The sequence below is a fragment of the Sorangium sp. So ce693 genome, from assembly GCF_051521375.1.
In the GTDB taxonomy this organism is placed as follows: domain Bacteria; phylum Myxococcota_A; class Polyangia; order Polyangiales; family Polyangiaceae; genus Sorangium; species Sorangium atrum.
In genome coordinates this window covers 3,206,954-3,229,693 of record NZ_CP150347.1, presented here as the reverse complement: position 1 = coordinate 3,229,693, position 22,740 = coordinate 3,206,954, and the positions used below count along the sequence as shown (strand labels likewise).

The window sequence follows — 22,740 nt, the reverse complement described above, 5'->3', positions numbered from 1 at the left end:
GATCCTCGTCCTCCCGCACCAGCCGGTGCGAAGCCCGCCCCCCTCCACCCCACCATCGGTCACCAACGTTTACGTTTACGTTTACGTTTACGTTTACGTTTACGTTTACGTTTACGTTTACGTTTACGTTTACGTTCACGTTTACGTTCACGTTCACGTTTACGTGGTCGTGGTCGTGGTCGTGGTCGTTCACGGCCTATCGTTGACGACCACGACCACGACCACGACCACGACCACGATTTACGTTTACGTTCACGTTCACGTTCACGTTCACGTTCACGTTCACGTTTACGTTTACGTTTACGTTTACGTTTACGTGGTCGTGGTCGTGGTCGTTCACGGCCTATCGTTGACGACCACGATCACGTGAACGTGAACGTGAACGTGAACGTTCGGCGGTAGGAGAACGCGGCGCGATGGGAAGAGATCCGGAATCTGGCCACAGCCGTCTTCGCGACGAGGCCCGACGAGCTGACCTGCAACGACGCGCCGCGGTACGCCGAGCTCGTCGCGGAGGGGGCGCCGGTGCCGGAGGCGCTGCGCGAGGCCGCGCAGCACCTCGAGCTGTGCCCCGAGTGCGCCTAGGAGCCGCAGCTCACTGCGGGATCACGAGCTGCTGGCACACCCCGCTCAGGCACACGTCGCCGTCCGAGCAGCAGTCCGTGTTGGCCGTGCACTCCCCACCGGACTCCTTGCACTCCACGTCTCCGCCCGGATCCTCGCCTGCATCGCTGCCCCCGCCGCCGGCGGGCGGGTCGTCGCCCTCACACGTCGTCGGGGTGGGGCACGGCCCCGGCGTCACGGTGACCGTGTCCGACGGGTACTTGCTCGGAGAGGCGTGCACGTAGCTGATGGTCGCGTCGCCGAAGCCCGCCGTGCCGAACGCCGAGGCGCTCACCCACACGTCGTACACGACGCGGTAATCCCAGTTCGGCGTCTCCGCATTGGGGGTGTAGCTCTCGTCCGTCTCCGGAGAGTCTTCGAGGTACGCGCCGTACCCGCACGCGTTGAGATCGCGGTCGAGCGAGGTGGTCGCCGCGACGACGGCGCCGGCGTCTCCGAGGAGCATCTTGCCCTCTCCGCCGAGCACGCCGAGCGACGCATAACCCGAGGGGCTCGCCTCGTCGACCGAGAGGTAGTCGACGTAGAAGTCGAGCACGAGCTCTCCCTTCCCGTCCGTCAGCTGGAACTGGGCCTTGTCGCTGCCCACGAGATCCTTGAAGGTGTGGCCCCCGTGCCCTTTCGGCTTCGGCCCATCGCCGGGCTTCGGGCCTCCGGGCTGCGGGCCGCCGGGCTGCGGGCCGGCAGGCTCCTCGTCGCCGCCCCACCCGATGGCCGTCTCGCCATACGTGTTGTCGACGAACGCGGGGTTGAGCGTCAGCCGCACGTGCACGAGCTCCTCGCTCTCGGCGATCTCGACGACCCGCTCGACGAAGGCCATCGGGGTCGTCGGGTTGTTGTTCGTGTAATAACAGTCGACCTGGGCGGTGTCGTCCACGGGGACGCCCAGCGCGCTCGCGCCGCACGACAGCGGATCGAGGTCCGCAGTGATGGGCTCGCCGGCGCCCGACGTGCCGGACCCAGGGAAGCTCGGCGCCGGCGCATTCCCCTCATCGCCCGACGGGACGCAGTCTTCGCCGGAGCCTCCCCCGGAGATGATATTGCCATTGGCACTTCCTGTGCCCGATCCGGTGCAGGCCGTGGCGACGGCCGCGAGCGACAACAGCCCACCACAGAACCACCCTGTCAACGCGAATGAACGCATCGGGATCCTCCCAATTCGAAAGCAAGCACGACCTGGAGCGCAGCCGGCGAACCCGATCGCCGGCGCGATGATCTCCTCGATGAAGTGAAAGTCGCCGGAGGCGCCGGGAGCAGGCAGGGTTCGTCAAAAAAAATCGAGACGGCCCCGCGCGCGGGCGCTCAGGGGCGAGCGCCGCCGGGGCGGGAGGCGGACGTGGCCTCCTCGCGCCCGAAGCCCTGCGGGTAGTCCTTGAGGTACCGGCGCGCCTCCGCCGCCGTCCGTTCCTTGTCGCCGAGCATCTCGATGGCGCGCAGGCGCTCCACGCGGGCGATCTCGGCGAGCGGCGAGTCCGGGTAGCGGGCGAGGAGGAGATCGAGCCGCTCGATCGCCGGCCTCGGCTGCCCGCGCCGCCGCGCCGCCATCGCGCCCTGGAGCAGCTCGTTCTCGGCCGTGAGCGAGGTGCGCGCCGGGGCCTCGCGCGCGTCGCGCGGCGTGCGCGGCTCCCCGGCGCCGCCCTCGCCGGCCTTGTCGCCCCTGCCGCCCTCGCCGGCGGCGCTGTCCTGCCCATCGCTGTCCTGCCCATCGCGAGGCGGCGCCGGCGCGTCGCCCGGCTGTCCCTCGGCGGGCCGGTCCGATCGGCGCTCCTCGTCGCGGGACGACCACGTCTCGCCTGGGCCGAGGAAGCGCTCGACCTCGCCGCGGCGCACGGCGACCCGCCCTTCCACGACCGACACGCGCGTCTCGGCCGGCTCTCCCGCCGCGTCGGGCCGCCGCTCGACGGAGAAGCGCGTCCCGTGCACCGTGACCACCGCGTCCGACGTGTGCACCGACAGGCTCATGCCCGCCGGCAGCGGCGGCACCTCGACGGCGATCCTGCCCTGCTCGAGGGCGACGACGTCGCCTGCGCGGTCGCGCCCGGCGCCCACCGGCGCGAACCTCACGCGGGTCGAGGGCCCGACCTCGACGGTAGCGCCCGTCGCGAGCGACGCCTTCGCCCGCGCGCCCTCGCCGGTCCGCAGCTCCTCGTCGCTCGCGAGCGGCACGAGGGAGAGCGACGGCGGCGAGCGGGTCGCATCCCCTGCCGCGATCTCGACCGAGCCCTGGAGCGCCGTCACCTGCGCCGCGGCGGGCGGGGCCTCGCGCGTCCGGACCATGATGAAGACGCCGGCGGCCGCCGCGGTCAGGGCGGCCGCCAGCGCCGCCGCGGCGAGGGCGGCCCGCTTCTGCCGGGCGCCGCGGGCGCGCCGCTCCGCCGCCTCGGCGGCGAGCTGATCGATGCGGCCGGCGATCCGCTGCTGGAGGTACCGCGCCTGGACCCTGGGCAGCGGCGGCACCGGTTGCTCGACAAGCGCCCGCAGCGAGGCCTCCACGCCGTCCACGCCGGCCGCCGCGGCGCGCTCGTTCGGGGTGGCGTCAACGTCGTCCTGCTTCATCGTGGCTCCTCGGGTCGAGCGGGGTCGCGTCGCGCCGCCGCCTCGGGTTCAAAGCGCGCCTGGAGCTCCCGCCGCCCCCGCGACAGCCGCGACTGGGCCGCGGCCACGGAAACACCTGTTAAATCAGCGATTTCCTTGAGGGAATAGCCCATGGCGTGGAGCAGCAGCGCGGCCGCGCGGTCGCCGTCCATCGCCGCGAGGTGCCGGCGCAGGGCCTCGAGATCGCGCTGCGCGCTCACCTCTCGCTCGGGGTCGGCGCCCTGCGAGGGCGGCTCGGGCTCGGCGCCGGGCTCCGGCGACCCCGGCGTGCGATCGATGACCCTGCGCTCGCGCCGGCGGGCGCGCAGCGCGCTCAGGCCGACATGGCAGGCGATGACCGACGCCCAGCCCGCCAGGCTGCACTCCCCCGCGAACCGGCGTTTGGTAAGTGTGCTCACGATCTGCTCGAACGCGCCCTGCACGAGGTCGGCGTGGTCCTGCTCGCGGCAACCCAGGATGCGGTAGAGGGTCCGGTCGACGACCGGCAGCAGGTGCTCGTAGAGGCGCAGGCCGATCCCTCGTTCGCCCCGCTGGAAGGCGAGCAGGAGCTCCTCGTCGCTGGCGGTCGCGGGCGAGGGCGGGCCCCCGGCGCCCTGCCCCGCGGCGCCCTGGGAGGAGACGAGCCTGAGCCGGCGGCTTGGGGGGTGGGGCTCGGCGGTTCCCATGCTCCTTCAGTAGCCGATCCGCCGGAAAGCAGGCTGGGCGGCGAAGGATCGTCCTGGATGCCCGCCGCGGCGCCCCCTATCCACCCCGATCCCGCCGCACCGCCCCTCTGGTTCCGCCCGGCAGGAGTCCGGCAAGGCTCCGGAGAGAGATGTCGACGCCTCCGTTGCCTCTGCTGGACCGGGTGCGGTGACGGAGCCGCTGCCGTTCGTCGACGTCTTCATGGTGACCGCCACGACGGCGCCGGAGGACCCGCGCTGTGCCGGCAATAGCCACAATGTCTTGTACACGTAGACGCCGACGGCCAGCCGGCGCATCGAGGCGCTCACGCTCGCGAGCGATCACGAGACCATGCTGTCGTGTGGTTACCGGGAGCCCGGGTGAGCTGGCTCAGATCACGTGCAACGCTGCGCGCCCCCCTCCCTCCTTCGAGAGTCCGCGGCGAGCGTGTCGCGTCGACGAGAATCCGGTCCCTGTTTTCAGTCCTCCCGGAGCAGGGGCCCGTGGCTCAAGGAAGTGTCACCGCAACTCCGGGTCACGTGTTCGGCCACGGCCCGCTCGGGAGCGCTAGGCCTGGCACGCGCCGCGCGAGCGCCTTCGGTGTTCGTATGTTCGCGGTGCCGCCACGGCGCGTGCACGACCCCGGGGCGAGCCTCGCCCCCTGCGAGGTCATTCACACCCCCTTCTCCCTCCGCGGATCTCGTAAGCGCCCATATCGGGAGCGGCCCCCGAGACGCGCGGATTTCCATCCAGGTCCGTCTTCGGCAAGGAGCTTGTGAAGAGCCCGGCATCCCGGGCGGGCGAGGAAGCCTGGAGGTGCAGATCGCCCTCAGCAGGGGCCACGAAGAGCGGATCCTGGTCGATGTTGCCGGTGCCGGGATAGCCGCCCATCACGTCGCTGTAGGTGATCACGGCCGTTCCGGGGCCCGCGATCTCATTGGGCGAGTCTCCCCAGAGGATGGAGTTGAGCACCGTTGTGGTCCCGGAGGCGACGTACAACCCGCCGCCATCCGAGGGGAGTTTGAAGCCTTGGGCCAGGTTGCCATAGAAGGTGCAGTTCGTCACGCGCAGATCGCCGTTCGCGTAGATCGCGCCGCCTAGTGCCTCGATATCGTTCAAGCCGCCGGCGCCGTTCGCCGTGTTGGCGAAGAAGACACTGTTGGTCACGCGCGCAGTGCCCGTGGTGTTGATCCCTCCACCCCTCGTTGCGGTGTTGTTCGCGAAGGAGCAGTCGAGCACCGTGAGGTCGCCGATGGACGCGATCCCGCCACCCAGGTTGCCGGTGATGCTCGACCGGAACATCGCCAGGCTCCCGCTGACACGGATTACGTGCTGCTGGCGTGAGTCCGATTCGTTGCCGTCGATCGTCGAATAGGCGACCTCGACGCTGCTGTTGGAGCCCCCGAGCGCGGCCCCGCTGAAGTCGCTGACGTTGCCGGAGAAGACGGAGCCGGAGACCTTCAACTCGCTGTCGACGGACCAGATCCCGCCCCCGCTCCTGCCGAAATTCCCCTCGAAACGGGACTCAACCACCTTCGCGCTGCTGCCGTCGAGGACGATGAGGCCGCCCCCTGACGGGTTGGCGAAGTTGAAGGAGAAGATGGATCGCACTACCTTCACCTCGCCACCGAGCGTGATGCCCAGCCCGCCGCCGCCGCCGCCGCCGCCGCTGCTGCTATCAGCCTCGTTGTCGAGGAAGCTGGCGTCGTGGAGGGTCACGTTGGCCCCCTCGATCCACAATCCACCTCCGTTCCCGAACGCGAGGTTGTTCTGGAAAACCACCCTCTTGACCTGCAGACGGCCCCCCTGGATCAGCATCCCGCCGCCGTCCGGGCTGGTCGCGTCGGTCGTGCCGTTCCGGCAGGTGAAGCCCTCCACCCTGGTGCCAGGGGGGACGTCGACCAGCATCAGACACCGGCCGCCCGGCCCGAGGCTCGGATCCACGATCGTCGCGTCCGGCCCGGCGCCGATCAGCGCGATGGACTTGCCGGTCCACGCGATGGACTCCGGGTACGTGCCCGGGGCGACGCGGATCCTGTCGTGGTTTTCGGCCGCCTCGACGGCGGCTTGGATCGTCGGGTAGTCCTCCGGCACGTCGATGGTGCGTGCGCGCGCGGCGCGCGACCCTGCGACCACGACAGCCAGCGCGACGAACGCGGACACGGCTCTTCGTACCATGCTCATCCTCGGCCCCTCTGTGAGAAAGGAATGCTGCACGCGCGGAGGCGTCTTGGGCGTGGATCCGTTCAACATCGCACGCAGCCCTTCCGCGCCTTTCCAGTTTGTCAGCTCGCGGTACGAGCACCATGCGCATTTTCCTGGTTCCAAGAACGCTCCCACCTGACATCGCTCAGCGTTTCATCAAGGCCTCTCTTCCATGGAGTTCGTTGTAGGAAATCCCACCCTGCGCCTCGTGAGGCAGTGGGTGTTGACGTTTCGCTTCGGAGCTACCGGGTACGGGGCACCCGACCGCGAACCTCCAGGCCATGCTGGATCGTAAATCCTGGCGGGACGATTCCGCGGGGACGAACCGTCGCGATACGTCGGATGCCCCGGGATTTTGGGAGGGCGTGACGACGGATCGCAGCCCCTCGGAAGGCGTGGGCGCAACCCGGGCCCAAGCGTCAAGCCTCGGGCGTGGGGAGCTCGCCGTGATCGGGCCGTCGCCTCGGGCAGCCGTGGTCGCCTCGCTCGCCAGCACCCTGAGCCGCGCCGTCGCCCTCGGAGACGAGGTGGCGGCCCGGATCGTTCACGAGGCGCTCGGTCGGCTGCTCGGGCTGCCGGTGGCACCGGAGGGGTGAGCAAGCTTGGGCCGAACGTCGAGCCCGCCGCTCGCGTCGACTCGCTGCCGGAGCCTTGCCGCTCGCCAGTGCGCGCAGGCTTTACTGGGATCGCCCGCGCGCGGCGGTTGCGTGCCGAAGCGCCCCGGAGGCATCCGGAAAGTGATGCCGGCAGGCAGCAGGCCTGTGCCGGGAGGCAAGCGCGGCGGCGTGCGCAGGCGACGACCCTCTCGCCGCGATGCTGCATGGCGACGCCTTGGCGGAACTGCGGACGCCACGGGGAGCAGTGGGGAAACGAGTGGTGAAGAGGCTCCTGCATGCTGGCACGGAGGCGGCACGCGCACCATGCGCGTCGGCGCCAGAGAGCGCAGATTCAAGCACGTGCCTGGCACGCTGCTCATCCATGGTCCCGATGAGAGACATGACCATCACCTGCTCGGTGATCGGGATCATCGGCGTGGACAGCTCCGCTAGCCGGCTCTGCTGCACCCGGATGATCTCCTCCTGCAACGCTGCGCGCTCGCGCTCTGCGTTCTCGCGCGCCGACATATCGAGCGCGAGCCGGGTGCTCGGCGAGCGCCTCCGCCGCCGCGGCAGCGAGCTTCGCGGGCCGCCGCCCCCCCGGCCCGCCGCTCCGCCATGGGCGATAGCCCGGCGGGTTATGGAGATGCCCGCCCGTCGAGGTTACTTCACGGCTATTTCAGGGAGCGTCAGCGCCCCTGGACCTCGAAGTTGGCCACGCCCCAGCCCTCATCGAAGAGGCCGGTCAGCCCAGCCGCGGACAGGTCGAGCGCGAGGTCGGGCGCGGAGTGCGGGAAGACCAGCTTCATGCGGTACACGGAGTCGCCGTACGGATAGGCGAGGGTGTTCACCTCGCGCGCTCCCGACCCGGCCAGGCTCCCGTCCAGCGGATAGCTCTGGGAGCTCAGGGTGTTGGAGAAGGTCCCGCTGAGCAGCTCGACGCCCTCCGCGGAGGCGGTCCAGACGCTGGGGCCAAGGGGGCCATCGCCGTCCCAAGCGTTGGCGAGGTAGAGGTCGAAGCTGACGGTCAGCTCGGTGTGGGGGGCGAGATCGTTGAGCGTCAGGTTCACCGTCTCGTTGCCGAACTGCCCCAGGAAGGTGCGGTCTCCGAGCGGGGTGACGCTGGTGACGATGGACTCCCACTCCGGGCCGATGGATCCGGTGAAGTTGTTGAAGTAGACGCTGCGGGGGCTGTTGATGACCAGCCCGCCCTGCCCGTGGCTCGCGAGATCCGTGGCGGCGTCCTGGGCCGAGTCCGCGAAGCTCGGGTCGCCGGTGAGGCCCACGTCGAGGATGCACGTCTGCTTGAGGGCCTCGTCGGTGATGCCGGCGCAGGCCAGCTCGCCCGCGGCCCTCTGCGCGGGGGTCAGGTTGTTGAGCCACGCCGGCTGCCCGGGACCGGCCGGACCGCCGCACGGCGTGCCCTGCTGGATGAGCGCGACGTCGCCCGGGGCGGCGCCCACCCGCCAGACGTCCGCGTAGCTGTTCGTGTCCTGGTACATCTCGAAGAACGTCAGCCCGCTGCTCAGCGCGCTGCCGTCCCGGGCCATCATGAACTCGTTGGTGGGGTCGTTATCGGCGTTCCCGAAGAGGCCGACCATCTTGCCCACGCTGGCCTGCGGGACGAGGAAGAGCATGTCCAAGTACAAGCCGAGGACATAGCTCCTTGGATGCAGCGCCAGCCGCTCTCCCGTCGGCCAGGCCAGCACGGTCCTGCCGCTCGCGGACTGGTAGACGCTCCCGCCGCCGGCGAGCGCGAGCGCGCCGCTCGACGGCACCGTCGTCTGTTGCCCGTTCAAGTAGAGCGCGCCGTTCACGTGGAACTCCACGAGATCACCCGCGATGCGCGCGCCCACGGCCCGGCCGGTCGAGACGCCCGGCGACACGGGGCACTGCCGGATCTGGATCTCCAGATCGGGAGTGGCCGCGCTGGTCGCCATCACGAAGTCGCCCTCCCCCTGGAAGTCGAAGGCGACATTATCGAAGCTGACGTAATGGGGGTCTCCCCAGCACACGGCGGGCTTGCAGGACTGATCCGGGGTGTCCACGCGGCACCCCTTCATGACCTTGACGAGGAGGGCGTCGCTACCACCGCCGCCGAAGGAGTGACCGCAGAACGGCGCGTCCGTCCTGCCCGTCAGGAAGACGTTGCCCCTCGGATCGACGGCGAGCCCTTGTCCCGTCTCCGTCGCGTTCGTGCCGATGTACTCGGTCCGCAGGTGTGCCCCCGCCGTGCTGTACTCGCGCAGGTACATGTCCTCGCTCCCGAGGGGCGCGTCGGAGTCGAGGTCGCGGGAGGTCTGGCCGGTCAACACGACAGATCCACCGACGACGGCCACCGACGTAGCGGAGACGTTCTCGCTCGCCGCTGTCTGCCGGATCCATTGCGTCGTGAGGCTCGCGTCCAGCTTGGCGAGGAAGGCGTCATACTTCGTCGAAGAGGCATAAGGGGGAAAGTTCCCGTTCGTCGTGCCGGAGACGTAGACGACGGTCTGACCCGACTCCACCGCAGTGGCCAGGCTGAACGCCTGGTCCTGGAGGTTCGTGCCGAGGAGAGCCAGCCCGCCCAGAGCACCGCTGTCGCTGTAGCGGGCGACAAAGGCATCAGCGCTGCCGCCCGCGTACGGTTGGCCTGCCAGCGCGTTGGTGGTGTAACCGGCGACGTAGACCTGCCCATCGGCTCCGACGGACACGCCACGCGCGATGGTCGTCTTGTTGTTCACTCCGAGCTGCCTGGTCCAGACATGATTGCCGCTCGCCGAATACTTCGCCACGAACAGCGACGTGGTGCCGTTCGTCGGCGGCGGGTTCACCCCGGCGAGATTCCCGGCTGTGGAGCCCACCACGTAGACGCTGCCATCAGGTGCGTGGGCCACAGACCACGCTTGATCCACCCCAGCCGTACCGAACTGGCGCCGCCACGCCTCGGTCCCGTTTGCGTTCAGCTTGACGAGGAAGACGTCCGAAGATCCCTTGTTCTGGCCGGCTACGATCGCGCCGCTCGTGTGGCCGACCACGTAGAGCGACTCGTTGCCGCTGGTGGGGCACTGGGCCGAGGAGACGGCGACGCTCGTCGCCTGGTCGATAGCCGACGTGCCGATCTGCGCGCCCCACAATAGCTTCCCGTCATGCCCGACCTTGCGGATGAAAGCGTCACTCGCGCCGCTGTTCACCTCGCCCAAGATGGCCCCGGTGGTGGACCCGACCTGGTAGACGGCGTCGCAGGACGCGGCGACCGCATTCCCGAGGTCCGCGCCGGTCGTGGGAGTCTCGTCATGCCACGTGAATCCCTCGAAGCTGGGGCAGGTCACGTTCTGCAAGGGGAGCGGGAGGCCCTTCGGGCGATCCCCCCCCGTGGGGTCGAACGGGAGCGTGGACAGGGGGGAGTCGTCCTCCTTGGGCCTCAGCTCCTCCTCGGTCGCGCTGGTATCTTCGTTCAGCTCTCCGGCGGGCGCGAGATCATCCCCCTCCGCTCCGGAGCCGTCGTCCCCGGAGGAGATCGGCGCAGACTGGTCGGGCTGGGCGCCTCTCGTCGAGCCCACCGGCAGAGGATCGCCGGTCGAGCCGCTGCAAGCGGCGACGCCTGCTGCTAGGATGCACACGGAGAGCGTCTCACAATGAAATCGTTTCATGCTTGAACCTCGCAGTAAATGATGTCAATTCGACATGGCCCTGAGGCTGGGAAAAACCGATGCTTCGTTCTCTTTGTTGGTTGCCCCGTACTATCCAGCCTGTGTGAGGCCGCGAGTCCGGCGTTGACTCCGCCTGCCCTCGACGAGCGCGCGTTCCTCGCCGCCGAAAGCTCAGAGCTTCCGGATAGCCCCTCATCGCGCTCCGATTCTCGCGGGAGTCGCTGGCGCCATGGGCAACGAGCGTGCCTGACCTTTCAAGCTTCAGATCTGCACCACCTAGCCGCAGGCTAGCTCCTCGGCTGAGCCCGTACCGCGCGCAGGTGAGCGCCACTCCAGGGACGGGATTGTTCCGCCTCCGTGCAGGGGGCACATGCGGCAGCGTGCTCGTCACCCAGGGACGCAGCGCTTCATCCAGGGACGCGGGCTCTATCGCCCCCAGTCCGGCCCGCGCCCGCCGGACTTCTTGCGAGGACCCGGTAGTGTCTTGTGCGGCGCCGGTGTCGGCGCGGTCCGAGCGGTGGCCGGGGACGTGGGGCGCGCGGGCGCGGCGCTTCGCGCTGCCGCCCCGGAGGGGACGGGCACCCGGTCGGAGCCCCGCCATGACCCCCCGGAGCCCAGCGAGATGTCGGACGCGAGTGCCGCCGAGATGTCCTTCGCGGTCCCGAAGTCGAGCAGCTTCACGATCTCGCCATCCTCGCCGTCGACGCGTGCCAGGAAGAAGTTGGCGGGCTTGAGATCGCGGTGCACGACCCCCGCTTCATGGACGCTGCGGAGCGCCTTCCCGGCCTGGACGATGATGTTCAGCGTCTCCGGGAGCGAGAGGCGGCCGCACCGCTGGAGGCGCTTGCCGAGATCCTCGCCTTGCAGGAGATCCATGACGAGGTAGGGCACCTCGTCCTCGAAGCCGAAGTCGTGGACCTGCACGATATGAGGACTCTTGAGCTGCGCGGCGGCGCGCGCCTCCCGCTCGAAGCGCGCCCGAAGCACCGGCAGCTCCGAATACGCGTCGCGCCAGTAGGGGACAGCTATACGGTAGGATGCCTTCCGCTTGGTGCTACGTCGCGGTAATCCCAGGCGTTTCAGGCGTGGAAGACCTGCCTGATCGCATAAGGCCCGTTCTGTCAATGAGCTCGTACCGCCGGACTGCACGAGTCAGGAACGGCTCCGAGAATCTTGACTTTGGGGAACGCGTTCGATTGTCCTATCCGCTCGGAGCGATGAGCACGCCCGAGCACGTCAGCCGGCCCCCGGAGAAGCTCCGGAGCCCGACGACACCATCGTGGACGCGGTCGGCATACCCGTCCTGGATGGGCATATCGGCGCGGCCCTCGCGCTCTGTGCCTCCCTCGTTCTCCTCGGCCTCCCACGCGCAGCCAGCCAGGGCCAGCACCGCGGCGCTGGCTGCGCACCACAGCAAGACCGAGCACGCCCCTGCGAAAAGCACTTTGGCGGGCGCTCGACGGCGATATGAAACCATGTTCCCTCCATTTCCAGATCGTCTCGCATCGACGACGGGTGCAGCCGATATCGATGTCGGGTAGCGTCACGCTCCGTGCGAATGGCGCAAATATTGAGTTGAGGGGCAATGCCGTATGCCGTCGCCGCGCGCCGCCGGGCCATGGTCATCGCTTGACAAACGCGGCGCGGTTCGTTGTCCTGCGGCGAGGAGCCGCGCATCGCCCGGGTGAGCATCGCTGCCGGCGGCCGGCTCCAGCGCCGCCAAGGGGGGTGACAGGACATGCTCGCGCGCACCGGCCGCCTTCCAGGGAAACGGAAATCGACGCTCCGTCGACAGCGCCGCAAGGGGTCAATCCCGCGCACGTGAGCCTCACGACCTGGTATCTGGAGTGAGCCCCGGCGATCTGCGCCCGTTCACGCCGGACCGGCCGGACGTCGCCATCCTCTGGGCGGAAATCCCGTCGTCCGAGCTGAGCAGGTTCCTCTACACGGGCGTCGGCGGGGACTGGCACTGGATCGATCGGCTCGGCTGGTCTTACGACAGGTGGCTCGCCTACCTCGACCGGCTCGAGCTCAATCCGCATCTGCACGTGACCGTGGGCCGAGCTCTTGCGCCGCACATTTGCGCTCGATGTCCTCGAGGGCCCAGCTTGCAAGGGGCGGATGAAGCTCGTCGCCCTGGTGACCGAGCCAAGGAACATCGCCCGCTTTCTCTCCGCGCTCGGCGAGCCGACCCATGTTCCAACACGCTCTCTCAGCGCCGACGCAGCGGCCACCGTACTGGAAAAGCACCATTTTGCGCCGCAAGGCGCTCGGTGACGCCGCATAGCGTCTCGCGACGCGCCGCCCGGGCCAGACCAACGCCCGGACGGACACGTGTGCCCACGGCACGCCGATGCGCACCGTAGCGCGCTCGGCGCCGCCCGGACCACGCTCTTTTGACCCAGGACCGAGCCATCACGACGCTCGCGGTCCCACCCTTTCGGATTGCTGCGATGCACTTCCTCGCGCTGCGCTCCGGCTTGATTTGCCTACGCACTCGGCGCCCTCGTCGACGCGGAACGCGCCTCGATCTGGATCGACGGCGTTGACATCAGTACATGATGCCTCCAGCGTCGCGCGATTTGATCCTCCAGGTCCGATCGACGATCTTCACAAAGCCGCCGAGCTTGGCCACGTCCGCTCGGACTTCTTCCTTGAACTTTTCGTCGTCGCGCTCACCCCGGATGTCCAGAGTGCGGGGACGCAGGCACGATTCCGAAACAGGCGGCAGCGCATCGAAGGGCCCGGCAACAGGGCGGCGAGCGAAGGAGAATCCCTCGGCGCTGCGCTGTCAGGCTAGGCGCCGACCCCGATCGGTGGTGCCGCGGGCCCTTCACCGCAGGCGACGCGACGGCGGAGGACGCCCCGTTGGGCCACACCGGAGCCGCCTTCGGCGGCGAAACAGGCGGAAACTAGGAAAATGGCTACTGTTTCCGGCGGCCGCTCGTTATCGCCCCGTTTTTCTGGCGGGACGATTCCGCGGGGACGAACCGTCGCGATACGTCGGATGCCCCGGGATTTGGGGAGGGCGTGACGACGGATCGCAGCCCCTCGGAAGGCGTGGGCCCAACCCTGACCCAAGCGTCAAGCCCGGGGCCTGGGGAGCGCGTCGCGACCGATCCGCCGCCTCGAGCGGTCGTGCTGGCCTCGCTCGCCAGCATCCTGAGCCGCGCCGTCGCCCTAGGGGACGAGGTGGCGGCCCGGGTCGTTCACGAGGCGCTCGGTCGGCTGCTCGGGCTGCCGGTCGCACCAGAGGGGTGAGTCCGCGGCGCAAGCGCTCGCTACGAGCGTGGAGGCCGCGAACAGCGCGTTGTTCCGCGCCCGCTCCGCGACCGGCAGCAAGATCGGCGGGGCGGAGCCGGTCGACATCGCGAGGACCACGCAAGTGGATCCGCGTCTGCTCGAACAGTACGTGCGCGCCTTCGAGGAGGCGAACCTGGATGCCCTGGTCGCGTTGTTCCACGAAGACATGCGCACCACCATGCCGCCGGCGCCAACCTGGGTCTCCGGGCGCGCCGCCAACGAGCCCTTCTATCGGCTGATGTTCGGCAGCATCGTACGAACCGTCTCAGGGGGCCAATTCACGATCTGCGCGAGCATGCGCTCCTCGGGAACGACGTCGCGGCGAGGTGCCGGCAGCGCGCCTGGATCTTCCGAGGCGCGCCGCCCCGGGTCACACTGCGGTGTAGCCGCCGTCCACGGTCAGCTGCGTGCCGGTCATGTACGACGACCAGTCGGACAGCAGGAAGACCGCCGGTCGAGCGATCTCGTCTGCGTGCGCGTACCGCTTCATCAGCGTGGCCGCGCCGAAGGCGTCGAGCACCTGCTCGCCGCTTTGCATATGATCCCAGATCTCGGTCTCCACCGGGCCGGGCAGGATGGCGTTGACGCGAATCTTGTCCGCCGCGTAGTCGATGGCCGCAGACTTGGTGAGGCCGAGGATCGCGTGCTTGGTCGCGGCATAGACGCCGAACCCGGGCGCAGAGACCGTGGAGGCGATCGAGCCGCAGTTGACGATCGAGCCGCCGCCGCCCTTCTTCATGACGGGCACTTGATACCTCATGCACAGATAGATGCTGTGCAGGTTGACCTGCATGAGAGCGAGGTAATCGGCGACCGGCACGTCCGCGAGCGGCCCGAGCGCGGTGGCGATACCGGCGTTGTTGAAGACGCTGTCCAGCCGCCCATGGGCCTCCACGGTGCGCTCGATCAGAGCCTGGATGTCCGCCTCGACGGTGACGTCGGTGCGGACGAACAGCGCGTTTCCACCCTCCACCTTGATGCGGGCCACGAGCGCGTCGCCCATCTCCTGGCGTCGCGCGGCCAGCACCACCTTGGCGCCGGCCCGCGCCGCCGCGATCGCTGTCGCGGCCCCGATTCCCGATGTGGCCCCGGTGATCAAAACGACTTTATTGCTGAGCATGGCAACCTCAACTCCGTGTAATAAGTATTGGAATGGATCGAAAGACTGGCTGTCTCCAGCTGACGGGACGACGGCGAAGAGGAGCGGCCCGAGGGACCGTCGGTGCTCGTCGCGACGTTCGCGGCGCCGCGGGCTCGCCTTGACGAGCTCGAGGCCGTCCAAGCATTCGCGCTGGCATGCCACCGAGGATAGCCCGCGCGAAGTCATTCCGGCCTGTCAAGAATTTTCTGCCAACGACCGGCAGTTGGCATAACGTACAAGAAATACGATCCACTGATCCGCGTATAAATACCAACAGATCCAACGAGTTCACTCGAATATGTAATATTGTCTACATTACGCTGGCGACACCGTCAGATTTCAGCGCTGCCCGATTCTATTTGGCGAGGGCGGGAACGGCAAGAGCGCGGGGATCAACCTCGTGAGGGCGATGTTTCCGCCGGAAGCACTCGCGAGCCTTCCGCCGCAACGGTGGACGGAGCGATTTGCGCTGTCTGCGCCAGAAGGGAAACTGGCTAATTTCGTGTCGGAAACGCCCAGCGGAGAGCGCCTCGAGGGTGGAGCGTTCAAGGCGGTGGTGACCGGCGATCCGGTGACGGCGGAGAGAAAGCACCGTGATCCCTTTGAGTTCCGGCCGGTCGCCGGGCACGCCGGCGATCGGGGTCTCGAGCTCGTCCACGAGGACGACCTCGTAGAACGAGAGATCGGTCCCCGCCTCGCGAGCCCGTGACGCCGCCGCGAGCGGCCCCGAGCCCTCCGCGAGCGGAGCCACCCCCGCGCTCTCCGAGGTGTTCCGATAGACTACCATTGCGCCGGAGGAGCGCAGCGAGGAGCCGCTTGAGATGAGCTCGCTCCCCGCATCACCTTTCCGCCAGGAGCCCATGCGAGCTCGCATCTTCGCCGTGCGCGCGGCTCGCGACCCCGCACGTGCTCGCAGCTTGCCGCGCCGCCCCCCCGCTGATAGCTCGCTGGACGCAATCAGGAAGCGAGGGGACGTATGAGCGAATACCGAACAATCGCGGCGGCGCCGGTGCTGGTGGCGGCGTTCCGGGATCAGATCTTCGGCGTCGACCCGGCCACCGGGCGCGTGCTCTGGGAGTACAAGCAGGCCGGGGTCGGTTTCTCTTCCACAGCGCTCCTGATCACGCCTGCGGCGATCTACGCGGCGAGCTTCAGCCGCGTCGCCTGTCTGCATTACCCGACGGGCGAGCTGCTCTGGGAGGTGAAGGCGGCCACGCAGGGCCGCGCCACGCTCCTCCTGGAGGGAGACCGGCTCTTCGTCGCCAAGCAGGGCGAGGTGGAGTGTTTCTCTCTCACCGGCAAGAGCCTCTGGCACAACCAGTTCAAGAGCAAGGGGATGGGCCCGGTCGCCCTGGGCGTGCCGGACAATGTGGCGCAGCCGGACGACAAGGACTGACGCCCCCCCGGCGCTACGCCGCCCGCGCCTCCCGCGACAACGTGGAGACGCTGTACGGGGCCATCGACGACGGCGCCATCGCCGTCCGGACACCCAAGCACGCGAAGAAGGAGCTCGAAGCCTACCTCGACTGCGGACTGCTCTGCCGCGGGTTCGCGCGGCTCCGGTGCGAGCGCTGCGAAGAGAGTCGGCTGGTGCCTTCAGCTGTAAAGGACGCGCGTGGCGGCTATCGGGCGGTCGACAAACCGCGCCGAGCTCTTGCGCCGCATATGTGCGATCGATATCCTCGAGTGCCCAGCTTGCAAGGGGCGGATGAGGCTCGTCGCCATGGTCACTGAGCCCCGGAACATCGTCCGCTTCCTCTCCGCGCTCGGCGAGCCGACCGATGTTCCAGCCGAGCTCGATGTCGGGACGACGTTCAGCGTCGTGTTGCCGTTCGCGAGCGCGTAGGAGCGACCTCCCTCCGGCGCTCGATCCTAGCGGCCGAGCAAGATTCGTTGCTCTCCCGGCGCGAGGATGTGGACCTTCCCAGGCGCGATCCGCCGGGCCGCCATCACGCGCTTGAGCTCGGAGACCGCCTGGCCGGGCTCGTCCGAGGAGTTGATGAACGTGTCGAAGTGGATCGGCACCACCCATTTCGCGCCCAACTCTTCGCAGGCCTCTAGCGCCTCTGCCGGGTCCACGTGGCGCGAGTGCATGAAATCGCGCGGCCCGATCGGCGCGATCGGCATCAGCGCGAGATCGATCGCGGGGAACCGCGCCCGCGTCTCCGTGAACACCTTGCGATCGTAAGCGGTGTCCCCGCCGAAGTAGACGGTGACCCCATGATATTCCACGACGTACCCCGTGAATCCACCCCAGCCGAGGGCGATGTCGACTCCGTAGCGGCCTCCCCCGTGCTTCACCGGGACGGCGGTGATCCGCAGCCCGTCGTGCTCCCAGCGCTGCCACGTGGAGAGCTCGATCGTGTCGAACGCGAAATCGGGCACGTAGGGGAGGGCGCCGCGGGGGACAAAGAGCACCGGTGTCTTCTCCTCGATCATCTCGAGCGAGCCGAGCGACAGGTGATCGAAGTGCGTGTGCGAGACCAGCACCGCCGAGAGGGGCGGCACGTGCTCCGGGTCCAGGCCCGGCTCGACGAGCCGCGCGGAGAGGAGGCCCACGGTCGAGGTGAAGACCGGATCCGTGAGGATCTGCTTGTCGTCGATCTGGACGAGCGCCGTCGCGTGGCCGACCCAGAGGACGGCCAGGCGCGCGTCTTTGCGGTAGGGCTCTCGCACCTTGTTGGCGACGGGCGCCGGGCCGCCGAACAGCGCGCCCGTGTTGCCTGACAGGACGCGCCCCGGCATGCTGTTGCAGGACAGCGCCGAGGCGGCGAGGAGCGCCATGAGAGCGGTGGAGCTTGCTGCGCGGAGCATGGGGTCAGAAGTACCTGAGGTTGAGCGTCAACGTGGTCCCGCGCAGCGCGCGCGTCGGAGAGTAGGCGACCTGCACGCCGATGACACCGAAGAGCGTGTAGAGGCCGGCCTCGTACGCCGCCGCGACCTCGCCGCCGAGCGTGAAGGCGGAGCCGCCGAGCGAGCAGGAGAGGTACTCTCCGCGGTGGAGCAGGGGGAAGTAGGCGCGCACGCCGCCAGTCAGCTGCACGTGATCTTCGATGCCGGCGCCGGAGAAGAGGTATTCGGGCGTGACATGGATCTCGAGCGCTCCGGCATGCCGCGCGAGCGGCTCGGCGAGGAGGCTGCGCCAGGGGGACAGCCTCCGATTTCTGCCGAAGGAGTAGAGCAGGGGGGTGAGCTGCCAGCGCAGGCCGAAGCGCGTGTCGTCGGCGTAGAGGTGCCAGGTGGGGCTCGGAATGAGCTGCGACGCGGCCCAGGCGAGGTCGGGGCTTATCCCCGCCTCGGCGAGGCTCTGCGTCTCCGCGGCGCGGGCGGGGGAGCCCCAGGCGAGCGCGCCTGCCAGCGCGGCGCCGGCGAGCGAGCGCCGGAGCGCTGTCGCGGGGCCGCCGCGCGCAATGCAGGGCAACCGAGCGCCCGCAGCCGCCCGCAGCCGCGCGCAGCCGCTTGCCGAGCATCGCGAGGATGGCGAGGGCGCGACGTTGCCCGAAGCGAGCGCGGTGGCATTCTCCTCGGCGCGATGGCAGCTCGCTCTCGCCACCGTGCGCCCTCTTGCCTTCTCCATCTTCTCTCTTCTTCTCTGCCAGCCGCTGTCACCCTCACGGAGAACCAGTACAGGCACCGACCGCGCCTCAATGCGCGAGCGCGGGGCTCTCGCCGCTCCGCCGAACGGCGCTGCCATGGGCCCGGAGCGCGGCGAGGCCTTCCGCGCGGCTCCGCACGGCGCGGTAGCCAATCTCCTTCTTCGCCCGAGCAGACGAGAGGTGAAGCGTTTGCCCGAGGAGCCGCACGTCCTCGAGGGTGAGCGGTGGGCGCCGTCGCGGCGCGAACCACCCGAAGAGGTTGGTGAGGAGCCACCCGAACAGCACCGCCAGGGGGAGGGGTACGGACCAGGCCTTCGCGTCCACGCCGCGCGTCGCCATGAGCTCCGTCAAGAAGGTGCGCATCGGCGTGACCTCGTCGTCGGTCACAAAATACGCGCGCCCGCCGACGTCACTGCGCACTGCGCAGCTCACCGCTTCGGCGACATTGTCGACGTGGGCGACGCTGTAGAGGTGTTTGCCCCCGCCGACGTAGGCGAAGCGCCCGGCGCGGAAGGCCTCCGCGATGATGTCGAGGGTCGGCGCGTCCGGGCCCCAGATCATCGGTGGGCGGAGGCTCACGGTGCGCATCGCGGGGCTGTCTGCCTCGAGCACCATCGCCTCGGCGAGCGCTTTCGTCGCGCTGTACGGCAAGGAGCGGTCGACCCTGGGCGGGAGAGCGTCCTCCTCCCCTTCGCTCGGCCGAGAGCCCTCGATGACAACCGACGCAGCCCCGAGGTAGATGAAGCGGCGGACGCCGGCCGCGCGCGCCGCTGCGAGCAAGCCGCCGGTGCCCTCGACGTTGGTGCGGGCGTGCTCGCCCCAGCGCAGGGCCGAGGTGAGGGACGCGGCCGCGTGCACCACGACCGCGGCGCCCATGCAGCCCTCGGTGAGCACGGCGGCGTCGTGGAGGTCGCCGCGGACGGGCTCGGCGCCGAGAGCGGCGAGCTTGGCAGCGCTGGCGGCGCTTCGCGCGAGGGCACGGACGCGGTACTCACGCGCGATGAGCGCACGGACGATGGCGCGGCCCACGAAGCCGCTGCCTCCGGTGACGAACACGGTCTCTGCCATGACGAATCTCTCCTGTTCGGGCCCGCTCCGGCGCGCCCTCCAGGATCATCTATAGCATCGCTACACTTATTGTCTATAGCGTCGCTACAATTGGTCGGCGATCGCTTGGAACACCGCGTCGAGCGCCCCCGCCGAGGTGGCGCGGCTCGGTGGTGCGCCGGAAGGGCTGGCGACGATGCTCAGCGCGAGGCCCTGGACGACGGCCCAGACGTGCTCGGCAGCGCGCTCGATCGGCACGCGCAGGGCGCCCGCCCTGGCGCAACGCTCGAGGCGGTGCCGCATCAGGGCGTAGCTCGGCTCGAATATCGACGGCTGCTCGATGCCGCGCGCCATCAACGCGGCCGTGACGGAGGGGTGGGCCTGCACGAATTCGAGCACGTGCTCGCAGCCCATGCGGAGATCCGCGACGGGGTCGTCTGTCGGCGTGAGCGCCCGTTTCTTCGCCATGAACTTCTCGAGCGCGACGGCGTGGACCGCAGCCACGAGCCCGTCCCGGCTGCCGAAGTGGTGGTAGAGGGTCGGCATCGTCACGCCGGCCTCCTCGCACACCCGCCGCGTCGTGAGCGCTGCTGGGCCTTCGCTCTCGAGTACCCGGTACGCTACGGCGAGCAACTTATCCTTGACGTCGGCCATCGCCGTCAGGCTAGCACAGCTAGCCTCTGGCAGCTCCTCGCGACCCGGAGGCAGCCCGACTGCGCGCTGAACGAGACCGCGCGGGCGACGCTCTCGGCCGTCGATGTGCGCTATGCGACGGCGTTTACGTGGATTGACCCTGGGCGATGAGGGCGACCTACTTGGCCGCGATGCTCGCCAGGGCCTGGGCGATGCGTGGCGGCGCCCGGACCACGCTCTTTCGACCCAGGACCGAGCCATCACGACGTGCTTTTCGACACCACGGACTCGAGAGTCTTGCGAGACGACAAAGCCGAGAGCCTCGCGGTGCGCACGGCACTACCGCAACATTGACCGATGCCTCGTTCCGAAGGAGACTCGCCGCATGGGACTGCTGACCTTCGCCATCAACGTCACCCTGGACGGCTGCGTCGACCACCAGGAGGGGATCGTCGACGACGAGACGCACGCCTTCTTCACCCGCCTCATGGACGAGAGCGGCGCGATGCTGTGGGGCCGCGTCACCTACGAGATGATGGAGAGCTACTGGCCGGCGGTCGCCCGCGGCGACGAGGAGGCGCCTCCGGCGCTGCGCGAGTGGGCGGTCAAGCTGGAGACCAAGCCGAAGTACGTGGTGTCGTCCACGCGCAAGGACTTCCCGTGGACCAACAGCCACCCCATCGCCGGCGATCTGCGCCTGGGCGTGCAGAAGCTCAAGGACGCGACCCCGGCCGGCGTGCTCCTCGGCAGCGGCAAGCTCGCGACCGAGCTGGATCAGCTGGATCTCATCGACGAGTACAAGTTCCTCGTCCACCCCAAGGTCGCCGGCCACGGCCCGACCCTGTACCAGAGCGGGCTGCCCGCCACGCGGCGGCTCGATCTGGTCTCGGCCAAGCCGCTCCGCTGCGGCGCGGTGGCGATGCACTACCGGCGCGCGCGCTGACGCAGAGGAGCCCCATCGCGCCCAGCTCGCGGGCCAGCGCGTCGTCGAGAGCCTTCTCGCCGCGCAGCACCGCGGCGATGTTCGGGGTGATCGCGCCGCGGATGGCGCGGCCGGCGAGCGCGGCGTACAGGATCGGCGGGTCGCCGGCGAATGGCGAACCAGCCGCGCGGCGCGCGGCGCACCTCGGCGGGCACCACGAAGGCCGGCTCGGGACAGAGCGCGAGGGCGCGCAGCTGGGCGGTGAGCCACTCGTCCGGCCGCACCGCCGGGTTGCCCAGGCCGACGTACTCGCAGAAGCGGTAGAACGCCTCCTCAAGGCACAGGCCGGCGCCGTGCTCGCGCCAGTCGAGGGCGGCGGGCGACTCGAGGAAACTGGCGGCCAGCGGCCTTCGGCCGCATCCAGACCCTAGCGTTCAGATCCGATAAGGTCGATTCCGTCGCCTCGATGGCACTCGGAGGCAACGGTCCCGGCCGAGCTCCAGCTCGAACCGCGCGTCCGCTGGCGCGGACTGGATCTCGATCAAGCCGGCGCGATCCCCAACCACCGGCACCGCGGCAGCCAGCTGGGCCTGCTTCGACGGCGCGGATCGTTCACGAGGCGATCGGTCGGCTGCTCGGCCTGGTGCCAGCACCGGAGGGGAGAGAAAGGTCGCGCCGACGGTAGCAAGCCGCATTGACGAGGCGCCCGGATAGGACAGGTGCGGAGATCCGCGGAAACCGAACTGTCTTGGCCTTGGCTGGCACTGTCGGAGATGGCGGCCGATGGGGCACAGGACAGCTGTTCGCGCCCGATCGAGTGAACGAGCTGAGCCCTTGGGTCGCCGCGTCTCCGACGCCTGCTCTCCGTGTTCACGGAGACCAAGCCCCGGGCCGACCGAACATTCAGTACGACACGCCATCGAGGACGAACAGGATCCGGAGATCGATTCACGTTGCCGATATCGTGGAGGCTCGGCCAGCGCGAGCGGCGGCGCGTCAGCGCGACAGGTCGAGCTCGAAGAGCGGGAGCAGCCGGCCAGGGATGCTGGCAGAGCCCTTCTCGCCCACGCGCCGCGCGCCGCAGGCCTCGTAGAACCGCCCGGCGTTCGGATCACCCTGGATCACGAGGACGCGGTACCCGCGTCGCCGCGCCTCGTCGCGCGCGTGCGCCAGGAGCGCGCGGCCATGACCGGGCCCGATCTCCTCCGGCTCGACGAAGAGGTGGCCGAGCTCCACCCGGGTCGGGCTCAGGGCCTCGAGCGTGTAGAACCCGAGCGCCTCGTCTACACGCACCAGGACGAAGGTCGGATGCCGCGCCACGTACGCCGGCGAGATCGAGAGCTCCGCGCGGCACGCCTCCATGAACTTGCGCGTGTAGCCCCAGTGCGCCTTGGAACGGAGGGCGGGCGCGCCGAGGAGCTCAGCCTCCTCGGGGCGAGCGGCCCGGATCACGGGGACCTCAGGCAGGCGAGCCGACCGGGCGCGCCGGGGACGGCGGCGCGCCCCGCATGCGCGCGGATGCGCTTCGGCGCCGCTCGGCCAAATGTTCGAGCGTTGATAGATCTCCGCGGCCTGCTCGACGACCTCGGTTTCCGCTGCGCTCCCGCAGCACCCGGCCATGGTTCGACCGATGACCAGGAGGGGAACCATGAGGCCGATCCAAGCGCCGCTGCCGCCATCGACAAGGACGCCGCCGCCGACGTCGAGCCCGCGACCATGCCTGCTGAGCGTCGCCATGAAGATGGAGGGGCCTCTCGCGCATCCTGATCACCTTTCTCGAGGGATG

Annotated in this window: 21 protein-coding genes and 1 pseudogene; 8 read left to right on the top strand and 14 right to left on the bottom strand. The window is 69.2% G+C overall.

The window, feature by feature from the left end; all coding sequences use genetic code 11:
• Nucleotides 1-25 precede the first annotated feature (25 nt).
• Nucleotides 26-370 carry a hypothetical protein gene (locus tag WMF14_RS12460; protein WP_437801131.1) on the top strand — a complete coding sequence of 115 codons (345 nt, stop codon included), beginning with the start codon at nt 26-28 and terminating at the stop codon, nt 368-370.
• Between the two features lie 225 nt (nt 371-595).
• Here the strand turns inward: WMF14_RS12460 and WMF14_RS12455 are convergent, their stop codons facing one another.
• The 4 genes from WMF14_RS12455 to WMF14_RS12440 form a co-directional block, all read right to left on the bottom strand.
• Nucleotides 596-1,765: a hypothetical protein gene (locus WMF14_RS12455; RefSeq protein WP_437801129.1), complete on the bottom strand. Its 1,170-nt coding sequence runs from the start codon at nt 1,763-1,765 to the stop codon at nt 596-598.
• Between the two features lie 158 nt (nt 1,766-1,923).
• Nucleotides 1,924-3,177 (bottom strand): FecR domain-containing protein, encoded by a 1,254-nt coding sequence (locus WMF14_RS12450; RefSeq protein WP_437801128.1) that lies wholly within the window; start codon nt 3,175-3,177, stop codon nt 1,924-1,926.
• Nucleotides 3,174-3,881, bottom strand: coding sequence for an RNA polymerase sigma factor (locus tag WMF14_RS12445; RefSeq protein ID WP_437801126.1), 708 nt, complete (start codon nt 3,879-3,881; stop codon nt 3,174-3,176). Before WMF14_RS12445 ends, WMF14_RS12450 begins: the two co-directional genes overlap by 4 nt.
• Nucleotides 3,882-4,548: 667 nt before the next feature.
• The gene (locus WMF14_RS12440) at nt 4,549-6,057 is read right to left on the bottom strand and encodes a choice-of-anchor Q domain-containing protein (RefSeq protein WP_437801124.1); all 1,509 of its coding nucleotides are present in this window, start codon (nt 6,055-6,057) and stop codon (nt 4,549-4,551) included.
• A gap of 473 nt (nt 6,058-6,530) precedes the next feature.
• Here WMF14_RS12440 and WMF14_RS12435 point away from each other — a divergent pair, with 473 nt between their 5' ends.
• Nucleotides 6,531-6,680, top strand: a complete 150-nt coding sequence (locus tag WMF14_RS12435; protein ID WP_437801122.1) for a hypothetical protein — start codon at nt 6,531-6,533, stop codon at nt 6,678-6,680.
• Nucleotides 6,681-7,369: 689 nt separating this feature from the next.
• Here WMF14_RS12435 and WMF14_RS12430 read toward each other — a convergent pair.
• The 3 genes from WMF14_RS12430 to WMF14_RS12420 form a co-directional block, all read right to left on the bottom strand.
• The gene (locus WMF14_RS12430; protein ID WP_437801120.1) at nt 7,370-10,312 is read right to left on the bottom strand and encodes an SBBP repeat-containing protein; all 2,943 of its coding nucleotides are present in this window, start codon (nt 10,310-10,312) and stop codon (nt 7,370-7,372) included.
• 426 nt (nt 10,313-10,738) lie between these two features.
• A complete protein-coding gene (locus tag WMF14_RS12425; protein ID WP_437801118.1) occupies nt 10,739-11,461 on the bottom strand; it encodes a serine/threonine-protein kinase in 723 nt (240 codons plus the stop codon).
• Between the two features lie 52 nt (nt 11,462-11,513).
• Nucleotides 11,514-11,729: a hypothetical protein gene (locus WMF14_RS12420; protein WP_437801116.1), complete on the bottom strand. Its 216-nt coding sequence runs from the start codon at nt 11,727-11,729 to the stop codon at nt 11,514-11,516.
• A gap of 704 nt (nt 11,730-12,433) precedes the next feature.
• Here WMF14_RS12420 and WMF14_RS12415 point away from each other — a divergent pair.
• Nucleotides 12,434-12,589 (top strand): hypothetical protein, encoded by a 156-nt coding sequence (locus WMF14_RS12415; protein WP_437801114.1) that lies wholly within the window; start codon nt 12,434-12,436, stop codon nt 12,587-12,589.
• A 903-nt stretch (nt 12,590-13,492) separates the two neighbouring features.
• Here WMF14_RS12415 and WMF14_RS12410 read toward each other — a convergent pair.
• Nucleotides 13,493-13,693 carry a hypothetical protein gene (locus WMF14_RS12410; RefSeq protein ID WP_437801112.1) on the bottom strand — a complete coding sequence of 67 codons (201 nt, stop codon included), beginning with the start codon at nt 13,691-13,693 and terminating at the stop codon, nt 13,493-13,495.
• Between WMF14_RS12410 and WMF14_RS12405 the strand changes: the two are divergent.
• A pseudogene (locus WMF14_RS12405) lies at nt 13,602-13,850 on the top strand (nuclear transport factor 2 family protein); the annotation flags it as partial. The gene WMF14_RS12410 and the pseudogene WMF14_RS12405 overlap by 92 nt on opposite strands.
• Before the next feature lie 135 nt (nt 13,851-13,985).
• Here the strand turns inward: WMF14_RS12405 and WMF14_RS12400 are convergent.
• A complete protein-coding gene (locus WMF14_RS12400; RefSeq protein WP_437801110.1) occupies nt 13,986-14,897 on the bottom strand; it encodes an SDR family NAD(P)-dependent oxidoreductase in 912 nt (303 codons plus the stop codon).
• A 211-nt stretch (nt 14,898-15,108) separates the two neighbouring features.
• Between WMF14_RS12400 and WMF14_RS12395 the strand changes: the two genes are divergently transcribed.
• The 3 genes from WMF14_RS12395 to WMF14_RS12385 all read left to right on the top strand — a co-directional run bounded on the left by WMF14_RS12395 (nt 15,109) and on the right by WMF14_RS12385 (nt 16,602).
• On the top strand, nt 15,109-15,465 hold the full coding sequence (locus tag WMF14_RS12395; protein WP_437804197.1) for a DUF5906 domain-containing protein: 357 nt from the start codon (nt 15,109-15,111) through the stop codon (nt 15,463-15,465).
• Nucleotides 15,466-15,732: 267 nt separating this feature from the next.
• A complete protein-coding gene (locus WMF14_RS12390) occupies nt 15,733-16,152 on the top strand; it encodes an outer membrane protein assembly factor BamB family protein (protein ID WP_437306528.1) in 420 nt (139 codons plus the stop codon).
• Nucleotides 16,153-16,479: 327 nt separating this feature from the next.
• Nucleotides 16,480-16,602 (top strand): hypothetical protein, encoded by a 123-nt coding sequence (locus WMF14_RS12385; protein ID WP_437801108.1) that lies wholly within the window; start codon nt 16,480-16,482, stop codon nt 16,600-16,602.
• Between the two features lie 26 nt (nt 16,603-16,628).
• On the opposite strand, the gene WMF14_RS12380 is transcribed toward WMF14_RS12385, so the two are convergent.
• The 4 genes from WMF14_RS12380 to WMF14_RS12365 all read right to left on the bottom strand — a co-directional run bounded on the left by WMF14_RS12380 (nt 16,629) and on the right by WMF14_RS12365 (nt 20,053).
• Nucleotides 16,629-17,540: an MBL fold metallo-hydrolase gene (locus WMF14_RS12380; protein ID WP_437801106.1), complete on the bottom strand. Its 912-nt coding sequence runs from the start codon at nt 17,538-17,540 to the stop codon at nt 16,629-16,631.
• Nucleotides 17,541-17,574: 34 nt separating this feature from the next.
• Nucleotides 17,575-18,333 carry a hypothetical protein gene (locus WMF14_RS12375; protein WP_437801104.1) on the bottom strand — a complete coding sequence of 253 codons (759 nt, stop codon included), beginning with the start codon at nt 18,331-18,333 and terminating at the stop codon, nt 17,575-17,577.
• A 67-nt stretch (nt 18,334-18,400) separates the two neighbouring features.
• Complete coding sequence (locus WMF14_RS12370; RefSeq protein ID WP_437801102.1) at nt 18,401-19,420, bottom strand: NAD-dependent epimerase/dehydratase family protein; 1,020 nt, start codon at nt 19,418-19,420, stop codon at nt 18,401-18,403.
• Nucleotides 19,421-19,504: 84 nt separating this feature from the next.
• Complete coding sequence (locus WMF14_RS12365) at nt 19,505-20,053, bottom strand: TetR/AcrR family transcriptional regulator (RefSeq protein WP_437801100.1); 549 nt, start codon at nt 20,051-20,053, stop codon at nt 19,505-19,507.
• Between the two features lie 364 nt (nt 20,054-20,417).
• Between WMF14_RS12365 and WMF14_RS12360 the strand changes: the two genes are divergently transcribed.
• Nucleotides 20,418-20,975, top strand: a complete 558-nt coding sequence (locus WMF14_RS12360; RefSeq protein ID WP_437801098.1) for a dihydrofolate reductase family protein — start codon at nt 20,418-20,420, stop codon at nt 20,973-20,975.
• 975 nt (nt 20,976-21,950) lie between these two features.
• Here WMF14_RS12360 and WMF14_RS12355 read toward each other — a convergent pair.
• Entirely contained in the window at nt 21,951-22,406 is a 456-nt protein-coding gene (locus WMF14_RS12355; protein WP_437801096.1) for a GNAT family N-acetyltransferase, read from the bottom strand.
• Nucleotides 22,407-22,740: the final 334 nt, after the last annotated feature.